This is a genomic window from Paenibacillus sp. 7541 (assembly GCF_002276395.1).
Lineage (GTDB): Bacteria > Bacillota > Bacilli > Paenibacillales > Paenibacillaceae > Paenibacillus_AQ > Paenibacillus_AQ campinasensis.
In genome coordinates this window covers 130119-142463 of record NZ_NQLZ01000007.1, presented here as the reverse complement: position 1 = coordinate 142463, position 12345 = coordinate 130119, and the positions used below count along the sequence as shown (strand labels likewise).

Sequence of the window (12345 nt, the reverse complement as noted above, 5' to 3'; positions counted from 1 at the left end):
CCAAGCAGGTACTGCAAAGGGGCGGTTTTTTCTTAACTTAACGGAGGCGGTAGGCGGCAAACGGCTTGGCGTGGATGAATGGCTCACTGATCCGGTTCAGTTGAGCGGCGAGCGTCTCGTTGATTTCGATATCCAGACTTTGCAGATTATTATCAAGCTGCTCGGTCTTCGTAGCGCCGACAATGACCGTGGACACGGCAGGCTGCTTCATCAGCCATGCCAGCGACAGTGCGCTCGGGGAATAGCCATGCTCTGCCGCAAGCTGGCTGACCTGCTCGCCAAGCTTCACATTGCGCTCCTCCAGGAAGCGCTGGAAGTTCGGGTCGGTGTCGGCACGGGAACCGGCAGGCACAAGGCTGCCCTGGTTGTATTTGCCGGTCAGTATGCCGCCCGCCAGCGGAAAATACGGAATGATGCCCACCCCTTGATCCAGACACAGCGGCACCAGTTCAACCTCCGGGGTTCGATCGGCCAGCGAGTAGCTGGTCTGCGTGGAGACATACCGGACGTATCCCTTCTGTTCGCTGATCCCCAGCGCCTTCATGATCTCCCAGGCGGCATAGTTGGAGGCGCCGATATACCGGACTTTTCCTGCAGACACCATGTCGTCCAGCGTCCGCAGCGTTTCCTCCAGCGGCGTATGCGGATCAAAGGTATGAATTTGATACAGATCGACGTAATCGGTATTGAGGCGGCGCAGGCTGTCCTCCAGCTCCTTCTGCAAGTGATAGCGGGAGGAGCCGCGTGCGTTCGGCCCTTCTCCTCTGACAAGCCCCGCCTTGGTTGCCAGCACGACTTCATGCCGCTTCCCCTTCAGCGCTAATCCGATGATGCGTTCGGATTCGGTACCTGCATAGATGTTGGCTGTATCGATAAAATTGATGCCGTGGTATATGGCATGATGAATGATCCGGATGGACGCTGCTTCATCAGCTCTTTTTCCAAATGCGTTCGTCCCGAGACCAAGCTCGGACACGTGCAGCCCGCTGTTTCCCAGACGGCGATAATTCATAACAATCCACTCCTTCGTATATTCCTTCTCAATCAAGTATTGGCAAAAATATCGACTTCCAGGGTCTCCAGCACGGCGATAGCCTCTGCAACGGGAAGGCGCGGCAGCTTGAATTCGTCAGCCAGTACCTGCTGAATCTCTTGAACGGACGTTAGCGTTCTGACCGCAGTTTCTCCACTGGCGTACCGAATGCCGAATTTGTTGTTAACGAGGGACAAGCTCTGCTCGTTCTTCGTCTGATACAGCTGACAGCGGAGGATCGTCATGAAGGTGGTGCCGGGGCGGTTCGATTCGCTTACGATAGAATAGAAATCCTGAATCTGATAGGGCTGTCTGGAATCGAAGTGCCAGGTCTTTCCGCTCTGCTTGTCCTGAATGTAACGAACGTATTTATACTGGTGTTGCTGCGGCTCCTCGGGAAGCAGATGAACTCGGTCACCCCCGAAGCTGGAGATGTTATGGGCATCCGTTTCGAAGCGAACCGGCTTGAAGAAGGGAGCGGCTGCTCCACAGTCGACATAATACCGATCATCCGCGATATGAACGATGATTCCGATATGCTCGTTGCCGAGCTTGATGTGATAACACGCAAATCCCACAGCTTGCAGCAGGAGCTTCAAGTTGGAATTGAGGACATAGCAGGTTCCTCCATAGTGGTAGTCCCGGTGATTGTTGACAAAGGTCTCGAGCGAGGGAAGCGGATTCCCCCACTTATCTCCGGCATGATCACGGAAATAAATCAGTTTGCTGATGTTTTCGAAAGGATATGTATTGAGATGGGCAAGGCAGATGCGCTCCAGAAAAGACAGAGAAGGCGGCTCTTGCTCCAGCCCAAGGCTGTGTAAATACGCTCTAGCGCTATCAGACAGTTTCATTGAGCATCCTCCTTAATATAAATAGGCCCAGCCCGGTTAACTCCATTATACGCGATTGGTATAAGCAGAGAAATGCGAGAGGAATTGAACGGAAATCAACGGGGGCCACTTCCCCCGTAAGGTGGTGAACGCTTCAAATTCGAAAAAGCTCTTTCATGACAGGAACAACCTGCGGAAAGAGCTTTTTACTTGCCTGGATTTTGCTGTGCCACGGATTAAATCAGCGGATAATTCGGCTCATAGCGCGGGTTGGCATAGAAAGGCGGACGGGCGCCAATCAGAGGCATCGACCAAGTATAAGGGTTGGCATTGTAGAGCATCTGTACCTTCTCATTGGTGTGGTTGACCAGCAGCAGCCGAGCCCGTGGATGAAAATCAAATCGCATTGTCATCAGTGCAAGCCTCCTGACCCTTGGGTTACGTTCATATCAGCCTATTCAACACTCAGCGGAAAGGAGCACGTACGACGGAAAGCTGCACTGCTCTCTCGCGTGCAGGCTCTGTGGAAGAACCGTATGAACAGGCACGGCATTCGCCCAGACGACATACGGTATAAGAGCAATGTAGAGGAGGTTTACGATGAATCATCATGAACACAAACAGGGTACAGCTTCGATGGAGCAGCTGCTTGAGCAGATTCGGCAGTATCAGGAATGGTTCGAGCAGCATAAGCTGACAAGTCCTTATCCGATGTATCCGAACTATGGAAAAATAACCCGCTATCAAGAGATGCCGATGAATTTTCCGGAGCAGCGCCAGCTCAGACAGCCGGGCGTTGAAGGATTGATGGTTCCGAGGCCCATCATTGAGAACCCGAATTACAAAGGGAGCGGCAAGCTGGAAGGAAACGTGGCGCTCATTACGGGAGGAGACAGCGGGATCGGGGCTGCTGTAGCGATTGCATTCGCCAAGGAAGGCGCTGATGTGGCCATCTCTTATCTGGATGAGCATGACGATGCGAACCGGACCAAGGCAAGAGTGGAGGCACTGGGTCGGCGCTGTCTGCTGCTCCCGGGAGACCTTCGGGAGAAAGCGCAGAACGAAGCGATTGTAGCCGGAACGGTGGAGACGTTCGGACGGCTGGATGTGCTGGTCAATCACGTCGGCATCCAGTTCCAGCAGGAAGGCCTGACGGATATTACTGACGAACAGTTTGACGATACGTTTAAGGTAAATATCTACTCCCACTTCTATACAACGCGGGCGGCCCTTCCGCATATGAAGCCGGGAAGCGCGATCATTAACACGGCTTCGGTTGTCGCCTTTGCCGGGGAGAAGGAGATGATCGACTACACAGCGACGAAGGCGGCGAACGTCGGCTTTACCCGCGCGCTTGCCAACAACGTCGTGAAGCGGGGCATTCGGGTGAACGCTGTAGCGCCAGGCAGAATCTGGACACCGCTGATTCCGGCCAGCTTCTCCTCGGACTCGAATGCGGTATTCGGGGCGTATAATCCGATGGAACGGACAGCGCAGCCTTTCGAGCTGGCACCGACCTATGTGTATCTGGCCTCGGATGACTCCCGGTTCGTGACGGGACAGGTGCTGCATGTCAATGGCGGAGAAGTGATGGGCTAAGCGGCACTTCTTGTCTCTCTCCCCAGACTCGTGCAACAGCAGGAGGCTGCAGCTGATAGCCTATATCAGCGGAATGAACATACGTAACGACGAGGGACGGCGGTGTAACGCCGTCTTTTCATTGTGCGTGCCGGGCTTCCGCACGTATAATGGAACGATAGAACTGGATACCTGAGTGGGAGGAAGACAACAAATGGCCGTTGAAATTGAACGCAAATTTCTTTTGAACGAATATCCTGAAGCCCTGATTGAAGAGGGAAGCCTGGTTGTGGAGAAGGAGCAGCTGATCGAACAGACCTATCTGGCACTGGACGAGGATCAGGAGCTGCGTGTTCGCAAAATGACGGATGCCCAGACCGGCAAGGTGGAATACACGCACACTTTCAAGAAGGGATGGGGACTGGCCAGGGATGAGATTGAATATGCGATCTCCGCCGGCTTGTATGAGCAGGTGGTGCAGGCGCATGGCGCCATTCCGCTGATCAAGAGAAGAGTGACTGCGCGCTGGGGCGAGCAGCTCGTCGAAATCGACGAGTACAGCCAGATTGATCTGCTGGTGCTTGAGGTGGAGTTCCCTACGCTGGAAGCTGCGACGTCGTTTGCGCCGCCGGCCTGGTTCGGGAAGGATATCAGCGAGGAGAAACAGTACAGCAACAAGAAGGTGTGGAGAGAGCTGCAGACGGGCCGGGAGGAAGTTTGAAACTGACGATGCGAGACTCCATTTGACCTCAGTCTATTAGTAGGAATGAATATGAGAGAACAGGAGGGAATCCGCTTGCGTGACCAAGATCCGATTGCCGCATACTGCCTTTCCAAGAAAGCCGCCACCGAAGATTATCCGTTCGGCCCGCTTCCGCTTGTGGCCAAAGTCGGAGGAAAGATGTTTGCCTTGCTCAGCCTGACGGCGGAAGGAAAGGTGGACAACCTGTCCTTGAAATGCGATCCGGTGATTGCAGAGAATCTGCGAGAACAGCATGCTGCGGTGCAGCCGGGCTATCATCTGAACAAGAAGCACTGGAACACTGTAATCCTCGATGGCTCACTGACCGAGGAGGATCTGCACAAGATGATCGATCATTCCTATGAGCTGGTGCTAAAGGGATTGCCCAAGGCGGAACGCATGGCGATAAGCCAGCGCTTCGTATAGGATGCGCTTGCGCCTCTCTCTCCCCAGGGTGCTCTGATTCATCGGAAGTTACGAATATGATAAACCGCTGCCGGATATTATCCGGAGGGCGGTTTTTTTTGTCAATCATATTCCCACTCCAAATTTTACACAAAAGGGATTGACAAAATGAGCGAATTCAAATAACTTGTATTTAAACATAAATGTTTCCTCGGGGAAACTTATTGGACGAAGGTAATATTTGTTGTACAAGGGTGTTGTTTGTTGCCTAAGGAGAAAAGGGAGTGAAGGGAGAGTATGAAATTGATGAACAGCTACAGATTCGAAATGGCAAGGCGGGGGTGGATCGGCCTGATGCTGGCGGCGCTGCTTGTGCTTACAGCTTGCTCTGCGTCACAAGGAGGCGCGGAGGCAGAGCCCGGGGACACGGGCTCAACCCTGAAAGTGGTGACCACCATTGCCCAGATCGCGGAGCCGATGTCGGTCATCGGTGGTGACAGGGTGAATGTAGAAAGCTTGATGGGGCCGGGGGTTGACCCGCATTTGCACCAGCCGACGCCGGGGGATATTCAGAAGCTCGACGGGGCGGACATCATCCTGTACAGCGGTCTTCATCTGGAGGCCAATATGCTCAAGGCATTCGAGCAGCTTGGGAAGAACAAACCGGTCATTGCGATCGGGGAGACGATCCCTGAGGATCAGCTGCTGAAGGATGAGGATGGCGCCATCGATCCGCATGTCTGGTTTGATATTGATTTGTGGAAGCAGGCGCTGGACGCTGCAACAGAAGAGCTGAAGAAGGCTTCGGCGGAAGATGCGGACTATTTTGAGACGAACAAGCAGGCCTATTTTGCCGAACTGGATCAGCTGAAGCGGGAGGCGGAAGAGAAGATCGCGGACATTCCCAAGGAGCAGAGAGTGCTCATCACGGCTCATGATGCCTTCGGATATTTTGGACGCATGCTCGATATAGAGGTGGTAGGTCTGCAAGGCTTAAGCACGGAGAGTGAAGTGGGTCTGTCTGACATTGAGCGTACGGTCGGGCTTCTGCTGGAGCATAACGTGCCTGCCGTCTTCATCGAGACGAGCATTAACCCGGCTTCGGTCAATGCGGTCATCGAGGGCGCCAAGCAGAAAGGGCTGGAGGTTTCACTCGGCGGCGAGCTGTTCTCTGATGCGATGGGCGCGGCAGGTACGGAGGAAGGAACATATATCGGCATGTATCGTCATAATGTGGATACGATTCATACGGCATTAACCGGAAAGGAAGATTAACATGGACCGTGTACTGAGCGTTGAACAGCTTAACGCTTCCTACCGCAAAAATAAAGTGCTGGACAATGTCAGCTTCGAGGTGTTGCCTGGAACGCTGACCGCGATTGTAGGGCCGAACGGCGCAGGGAAATCGACCCTGCTGAAGGCGATCCTGGATCTCCACCCCCGTCTGTCGGGGGTGGTGTCCTGCTTTGGCTCCCCCTATGCCCAGGTGAAGTCAAGGATCGGTTATGTGCCGCAGCGGGGATCGGTCGATTGGGATTTTCCGACGAACGCGCTTGATGTGGTCATGATGGGGCTGTATGGCAAGATCGGCTGGCTCAAGTGGCCCAAGCGCAAGCACCGGGAGCTGGCGCTGGCGGCGCTGGAGGAGATGGGGCTCGGCAATTACGCCGATCGTCAGATCAGCCAGCTGTCCGGCGGGCAGCAGCAGCGGGTGTTCCTCGCCCGGGCGCTGGTCCAGGATGCCGATCTGTACTTCCTGGATGAGCCTCTGGCGGGTGTGGATGCAGCAACGGAGAAGGTCATTATGGATACGTTGAATACATTGAAGAATAAAGGGCGGACCGTCATGGTCGTTCATCATGATTTGCAGACGGTAGAGGAATATTTCGATCATGTGCTGATGCTGAACCGGACGGTGATCGCGCACGGGAAGACAGCGGACACGTTCAATCAGGCGAATATCATGAGAACGTATGGCGGCTCTCTCCGATGGATGGGAGATCGGCTCGGATGATGATACTGTCTGCGAATACACAATGGGTGCTTTTAAGCACGATGATGCTGGGGATGGCAGCCGGGGTTGTCGGCTGCTTCGCCTACTGGAAGAGACAGAGCCTGATGAGCGATGCGCTGTCCCATGCTGCGCTGCCGGGCGTGGTTGCCGGGTTCGCGGTGCTGGGCACGAAGAGCCTGCCGTTCATGCTGGGCGGCGCGGCGCTGAGCGCGCTGCTTGGCGCGCTGTTCATTCAGTGGATTCGCACATCCAGCCGGGTCAAGGAGGATGCGGCGATGGGCATTGTGCTGTCCGTGTTCTTCGGGCTCGGCATCATGCTGCTGACCCTTGCCAACCGATTGCCTGGCGGCCAGCAGAGCGGGCTGGACAGCTTTATATTCGGCCAGTCGGCATCGATGGTGAGACAGGATGTGTACACGATGCTTGGCGTTACCCTGCTCGTTCTGATTGTGACGCTGGTAGCATGGAAGGAATGGAAGCTGTTTTTGTTTGATCCGCAATTTGGAGGCGGGCTCGGCTTGTCCGGCCGTGTCATGAACCTGTTGTATATGGTTCTGCTCGTGCTTGTGATTGTGATTGGCATTCAGGCGGCGGGCGTCATTTTGATGGCTGCGCTGCTGATCATGCCCGGCGTCAGCGCGCGCTACTGGACGCATTCCTATGGCGGCATGATCGGGCTGGCGGCACTGTTCGGAGGTGCCTCCGGCGCGGTGGGGACGCTGGTTAGCGCCTCCGGGAACGGATGGCCGACAGGGCCGTTCATCGTGCTTACGGCATCTGTGCTGTTTGTAATTTCCTTGACCCTGGGCACAAGCAAAGGGCTGCTCGTCATGCTCCTGCAGCATCGGGCGCAGCGGGCAGCCTTGGCGAAGCAGCATACGCATCCAGCGCACGAAACGGTGGAAAGGGGAGGATAACCGATGTCGTATACCGGATGGATCTTGTTAACGGCTTCTCTTGTCGGGCTGTCCTGCGGTTTTATCGGTGTACTGCTTATATTGCGAAGAATGGCGATGATGGCGGATGCAATCAGTCATACCGTGCTGCTCGGCATCGTGGTGGCCTATCTCGTCACCCGTGAGCTAAGCGGTGTGCATATGCTGATCGGCGCTGTAACGGCCGGTCTGCTCACCTCCTTGTTCGTGCAGTGGCTTCACGCCCGAGGGGTTCAGCAGGAGGCTTCAATCGGCGTGGTGTTTACCTCCCTGTTTGCCATCGGAGTGGTGTTGATTGCGACCAAGGTCGGCAATGCCCATCTGGACATTCAGCATACGCTGATGGGGGAGATCACGTATATTCCATGGGAGCTGACGGAGCTGCCCTGGATCGGGGCTGTGCCGGAGGCGGTTGTGCTGCTGTCCGGAGTGCTTGTGGTGGTCGTAGGCGTGATTTTGGCCTTTTATAAGGAATGGAAAATCACGTCGTTTGACCCGGCGCTCGCTGCGAGCCTGGGCATTCCCGTTGTGCTGATGCATTATGTGTTTATGTCGCTGGTGTCGATCACGACCGTTGCGGCCTTTGACGCAGTGGGGGCGATTATGGTGGTGGCCATGCTGATTACGCCGGCGGCAGCCGCTTATTTATGGACGGACCGGCTGCTGGTGATGATGGGGCTTAGCGGTGTGTTCGGGGTCATAGCTGCATTCATGGGCTATTATATAGCGGTATGGCTGGACACCTCGATCTCCGGTTCGATGGCCTTTTCCACCGGGATCATCTTCATGATCAGCTTCCTGTTCTCCCCCCGGCACGGGCTGGCATCCAGGCTGGTGCGCCCGGTGGACCAAATCTGAATACAGCTTGTTTAAGAGATCGCCTGTGTGGAAGTGCATCTCCATCGTTAGATCCCCTCTAACGAATGGAAGTGCAGTTCACGGAAGGCGATCTCTTTTTTATGGGCGGATTCGACAGAATATGAGCGATGTCTAGCAGGAGTGTAGATGAAAGACGGCGAACCGTTTGTATATGGGGTGCTCGAGCATGGACTGCTGCTAGGCGAATGGTCGGCCTCGAGGGTGTGATTAGCATTATTTTTACACTGGCTTTACACTGCGTTTACATAACCCGCATACCCCAACAGTACAATTATAGAGTTAAAGCTATGAAGTGAACGCTGACATTCGGAGGACCGATATGTTAAGAGAAATAAAGACGGGTCGATATGTAAATCGTGATCTGAGCTGGGTGGAATTTAACCGGAGAGTGCTGCAGGAGGCTCAGGACCATGAAACGCCGCTGCTTGAGCGGCTGAAATTTCTTGGCATTGTGGCGAGCAATCTGGATGAGTTCATGGCCGTGCGAGTGGCAGAGACACGAGAAAAGATTAAAGCGGGATTCACCCAGAAGGATTTTACCGGATATACCCCATCGGGGCTGTACCGCAGGTTGGTCAAACGGGTGGACCAGATGGTTGGGGAACAATATAAAACCTATCGCGAACTGGTTCGTCAGCTTGCCAAAAAAGGTGTTGTTTTTCAAGGCTATGAAGATTTGAGCACCACGCAGCAGAAGGCGCTGGCAACCTACTATCATGATATTATTTTTCCGCTGCTGACTCCGATGGCGGTCGATCAGAGCCGGCCGTTTCCGCTGGTGCATGCCAAATTTGTCTATTTGTCGGTGCTGCTTGGCAAAGAGGGCGAAGAGGATCAAGGCGAGACCTTTTTTGCGCTGGTTCAGGTGCCCTCCAACGTGCCGCGGGTCGTGCCAGTGCCGCATCGGGCGAACAGCAAACGCAAATCGTTCATCCTGATCGAGGAGCTGATCAAGCATCATATCCATAGCTTATTCGTTGGCTATACGCCGCTTGCCGTTCACGAATTCCGGCTGACGCGCAATGCGGATCTTATCATTAATGAAGAAGAAGCCGAAGACTTGCTGGAAGAGATCGAGAAGGAGCTGCGCCGCCGCAGGCGCGGGGCCCCGGTACGGCTGGAAGTGCAGAAGGGCATCCACCCGGAGGCGCTGGCCAAGCTGCAGGAGGAATTCGAGCTTGAGGATATTTACGAAATTGACGGTCCGCTGGATTTAAGCTACCTGATCGGGTTTTCCGATGGGCTGGAAGGCTTCTCATTTCTGAAATATCCGCCGATTCAGCCGGTATATCCGCAGGAGTTCGGGCCGCATGAAAGTCATTTTGACGTGCTGCGAAGACAGGATGTGCTGGTCTACCATCCATACGAGTCGTTTGATGCGGTAACGGATTTTGTGCTGGAGGCGGCCGAGGATCCGAAGGTGATGGCGATCAAGATGACGCTGTACCGCGTGAATGGCGATTCCCAGCTGATCCCGGCCCTGGCTCATGCAGCTGAGAGCGGTAAGCAGGTCACGGTCGTGGTGGAGCTGAAGGCCCGCTTTGATGAGGAACGAAATATTGCCTGGGCAAGAAAGCTGGAGCAGGCGGGCTGTCATGTCGTATACGGGCTGGTCGGGCTGAAGACGCATGCCAAGATTATCCTCGTCGTGCGCCGTGAGCAGCAGGGGCTGCAGCGCTACGTTCATGTCGGTACAGGCAACTACAATGCCAGCACCGCCAAGGTATATACCGACGTGGGCTTGTTCACCACCAATTCGCTGATCGGTGATGACGCCTCCGAGATGTTTAATGAAATCACCGGTTTCTCCGGGCCGAAGAACCTCAAGGCGCTCCATATCGCTCCCATCGGCATGAAGGACAAGCTGTTCGAGTTGATCCGGAGGGAAGCGGAGCATGCGCGCAAAGGCAAGAAGGCTCGCATCATCGCCAAAATCAACTCGCTGTCTAACCAGGACGTGATTGACGAGCTGTACCTGGCTTCCCAGGCAGGCGTCAAGATTGATCTCATTGTCAGAGGCATCTGCTGCCTGAGACCGGGCGTGGAAGGATTGAGTGACAACATCAGGGTAATCAGCATCGTCGACCGGTTTCTGGAGCATAGCCGGCTGTTCTACTTCGAGAATGGCGGCAACTCCGAGGTATTCCTGTCCAGTGCCGACTGGATGACACGGAATCTGATGCGGCGGGTAGAGCTGATGTGCCCGGTGTTTGATCCGGCGCTGAAAGAGATTATGATGAACATTCTGCAGCTTCATCTGAACGATAACGTGAAGGCCAGAGAGCTTCAGTCCAATGGCAACTATACGTTTGTGAACAATGATAAGCCTCCGCTGCGGAGCCAGACGGAGGCGATGAATCTTATTTCGTGGAAGCTGCAGGATGCTCCGACCATGTCAACTTGATGTTCCAGGCGTCCTCCAGCTCTTTGGCGGACTCTTCCATACGGCGGTTCTGGACAAGCGGCTCAGCTGTACAGTGCATTTGCACGTGCAGCGAGCCGTTTTTTGCCGTGGCATGAATCTTCTGTACGACCGGCGTTGAACGGATCGCCTTCGCCAACGCCAGCAGCGATCCGAGCCGGTGCACCCGCCCGGTGTCTGAAGCATCCAGGATGTCGGCATGCTGCTCCAGCAGCTGCGGCGTCCGCTTCTTCGGATGGTAATCGGCGGTGATGGCGCTGAGCACCGCTTCCCGGTGCGTCAGACCGTAAATGCCGCCATACATGATGCGATACACCGCGTGCTGGCTGCTCTTGTAATAGTTGATCATCGTGCCGGATTCACTGAGCATTGCGGCGGTGTACATTACCGCACGGTCCTGCTCACAAGGGGCTGCCTGCACAAGTGCGTGATACATCGTCACCATATCCTCGTAGACGGCATGCAGGGACGCTTCCGACACCGGAGGGCCGAAGCGCAGCAAGTTTCGTACGCTGGTTCTGAGCGCATCGGATACGACCGGCTCCTGCGGTGCGAACCAGTCCCGGAACAGCCCGTCCCGAAGCCCTGCGCTGCTGACGATGTACCTGTCGGCCTCCACATAATCGTAGACGGTCTGCAATATCAGCATGCCGGGCACGATCAGGTCGGCGCGGTCCTTCGACAGGCCGGGCACCTTCTTGCGATAGGCGGTCGTTTCGTAAGGGAGAACGCGGGCCATCTCATCGACCGTCTCGCCCCCCATCTCATAGTGATGAACGACGGGCAACGAATATTTGGTTTTCCGCTGATGCATTTTGGCGATGGTCCGGATCGTTCCGCCAAGGCCGATCATGGGGAGGCCGGGATTACTGTCCGCCCAGTCCAGCTGTCTCAGCTGCTCCCTGATCTCTTCCCGTAGCGCTTCGATTTCACCGTCATTCCACTGCTCCCCGCTCGCAAACCGGGTATACGCGTTGACGGCTCCCAGCGGAATCGAGATGCTGTGCAGAAGCTGGCGGTCCCGGAACAGCGTCAGCTCCGTGCTGCCGCCGCCGATATCCACGATCATACCGTCCTGAATCGACATGGACTGAAGCACGCCCAGAAAACCGTAATAGGCCTCCTGCTCGCCGCTGACCCGTTCGATCGTCAAGCCCGTCTCCCGCTCCAGCCAGCGGATGATTTCCCCGGCATTCGCCGCATTGCGGATGGCTGCTGTGGCAGCGGCCCGGATATGGGTCGCGTGAAACTGCTCGCAGATCGTTCTGAACTGCCTCAGCACCTCGATGGCGGCCTCGAGGCTGCTGCGCGGTATTCGCCCGTCCGAGCCGACCTCTCGGCTAAGACGTGCGGAGTATTTATTCTCATAGATGATGCGATAGCCTCCACCGGACTCCACTTCATAGATGACCAGCCGGATGGAGTTGGATCCGATATCGATGATCCCAATCGTATAACGGCGACTCATAGGCGTTCTCCTTATCACGTTTCGTTCTGGTAGTCT

12 protein-coding genes are annotated in these 12345 nt (G+C 55.3%); 8 read left to right on the top strand and 4 right to left on the bottom strand.

Annotated elements, in window-relative coordinates; all coding sequences use genetic code 11:
• Positions 1-37: 37 nt before the first annotated feature.
• The 3 genes from CHH75_RS05560 to CHH75_RS24780 all read right to left on the bottom strand — a co-directional run bounded on the left by CHH75_RS05560 (position 38) and on the right by CHH75_RS24780 (position 2279).
• On the bottom strand, positions 38-1012 hold the full coding sequence (locus CHH75_RS05560) for an aldo/keto reductase (protein WP_095397695.1): 975 nt from the start codon (positions 1010-1012) through the stop codon (positions 38-40).
• 32 nt (positions 1013-1044) lie between these two features.
• Positions 1045-1887 carry an arylamine N-acetyltransferase gene (locus CHH75_RS05555; protein ID WP_095265527.1) on the bottom strand — a complete coding sequence of 281 codons (843 nt, stop codon included), beginning with the start codon at positions 1885-1887 and terminating at the stop codon, positions 1045-1047.
• Positions 1888-2102: 215 nt separating this feature from the next.
• Positions 2103-2279, bottom strand: coding sequence for a hypothetical protein (locus CHH75_RS24780; protein ID WP_155618292.1), 177 nt, complete (start codon positions 2277-2279; stop codon positions 2103-2105).
• 223 nt (positions 2280-2502) lie between these two features.
• Here CHH75_RS24780 and CHH75_RS05550 point away from each other — a divergent pair, with 223 nt between their 5' ends.
• From CHH75_RS05550 to ppk1, 8 genes are all read left to right on the top strand, one after another.
• Positions 2503-3465 carry an SDR family oxidoreductase gene (locus tag CHH75_RS05550; protein ID WP_430092517.1) on the top strand — a complete coding sequence of 321 codons (963 nt, stop codon included), beginning with the start codon at positions 2503-2505 and terminating at the stop codon, positions 3463-3465.
• 193 nt (positions 3466-3658) lie between these two features.
• Complete coding sequence (locus CHH75_RS05545; protein ID WP_095397648.1) at positions 3659-4165, top strand: CYTH domain-containing protein; 507 nt, start codon at positions 3659-3661, stop codon at positions 4163-4165.
• Between the two features lie 75 nt (positions 4166-4240).
• Positions 4241-4612, top strand: coding sequence for an MmcQ/YjbR family DNA-binding protein (locus tag CHH75_RS05540; protein ID WP_230875738.1), 372 nt, complete (start codon positions 4241-4243; stop codon positions 4610-4612).
• Between the two features lie 285 nt (positions 4613-4897).
• Complete coding sequence (locus CHH75_RS05535; protein WP_095397694.1) at positions 4898-5866, top strand: metal ABC transporter solute-binding protein, Zn/Mn family; 969 nt, start codon at positions 4898-4900, stop codon at positions 5864-5866.
• 1 nt (position 5867) lies between these two features.
• The gene (locus CHH75_RS05530; protein WP_095265523.1) at positions 5868-6605 is read left to right on the top strand and encodes a metal ABC transporter ATP-binding protein; all 738 of its coding nucleotides are present in this window, start codon (positions 5868-5870) and stop codon (positions 6603-6605) included.
• A complete protein-coding gene (locus CHH75_RS05525) occupies positions 6602-7522 on the top strand; it encodes a metal ABC transporter permease (RefSeq protein WP_095397647.1) in 921 nt (306 codons plus the stop codon). The genes CHH75_RS05530 and CHH75_RS05525 overlap by 4 nt, the downstream gene beginning before the upstream one ends.
• Positions 7523-7525: 3 nt before the next feature.
• Entirely contained in the window at positions 7526-8398 is an 873-nt protein-coding gene (locus CHH75_RS05520; protein WP_095397646.1) for a metal ABC transporter permease, read from the top strand.
• 340 nt (positions 8399-8738) lie between these two features.
• Positions 8739-10823: a polyphosphate kinase 1 gene (ppk1, locus tag CHH75_RS05515; RefSeq protein ID WP_095397645.1), complete on the top strand. Its 2085-nt coding sequence runs from the start codon at positions 8739-8741 to the stop codon at positions 10821-10823.
• Here the strand turns inward: ppk1 and CHH75_RS05510 are convergent.
• Entirely contained in the window at positions 10780-12309 is a 1530-nt protein-coding gene (locus CHH75_RS05510; protein WP_095397644.1) for a Ppx/GppA family phosphatase, read from the bottom strand. The two genes, ppk1 and CHH75_RS05510, sit on opposite strands and share 44 nt — an antisense overlap.
• Between the last annotated feature and the right edge of the window lie 36 nt (positions 12310-12345).

Excerpts from the sequence above, each read along its gene's own strand:
- CHH75_RS05560 (WP_095397695.1), bottom strand. The coding sequence starts at position 1,012 with ATGAATTATCGCCGTCTGGGAAACAGCGGGCTGCACGTGTCCGAGCTT.
- CHH75_RS05555 (WP_095265527.1), bottom strand. The coding sequence starts at position 1,887 with ATGAAACTGTCTGATAGCGCTAGAGCGTATTTACACAGCCTTGGGCTG.
- CHH75_RS24780 (WP_155618292.1), bottom strand. The coding sequence starts at position 2,279 with ATGACAATGCGATTTGATTTTCATCCACGGGCTCGGCTGCTGCTGGTC.
- CHH75_RS05550 (WP_430092517.1), top strand. The coding sequence starts at position 2,503 with ATGGAGCAGCTGCTTGAGCAGATTCGGCAGTATCAGGAATGGTTCGAG.
- CHH75_RS05545 (WP_095397648.1), top strand. The coding sequence starts at position 3,659 with ATGGCCGTTGAAATTGAACGCAAATTTCTTTTGAACGAATATCCTGAA.
- CHH75_RS05535 (WP_095397694.1), top strand. The coding sequence starts at position 4,898 with ATGAACAGCTACAGATTCGAAATGGCAAGGCGGGGGTGGATCGGCCTG.
- CHH75_RS05530 (WP_095265523.1), top strand. The coding sequence starts at position 5,868 with ATGGACCGTGTACTGAGCGTTGAACAGCTTAACGCTTCCTACCGCAAA.
- CHH75_RS05525 (WP_095397647.1), top strand. The coding sequence starts at position 6,602 with ATGATGATACTGTCTGCGAATACACAATGGGTGCTTTTAAGCACGATG.
- CHH75_RS05520 (WP_095397646.1), top strand. The coding sequence starts at position 7,526 with ATGTCGTATACCGGATGGATCTTGTTAACGGCTTCTCTTGTCGGGCTG.
- ppk1 (WP_095397645.1), top strand. The coding sequence starts at position 8,739 with ATGTTAAGAGAAATAAAGACGGGTCGATATGTAAATCGTGATCTGAGC.
- CHH75_RS05510 (WP_095397644.1), bottom strand. The coding sequence starts at position 12,309 with ATGAGTCGCCGTTATACGATTGGGATCATCGATATCGGATCCAACTCC.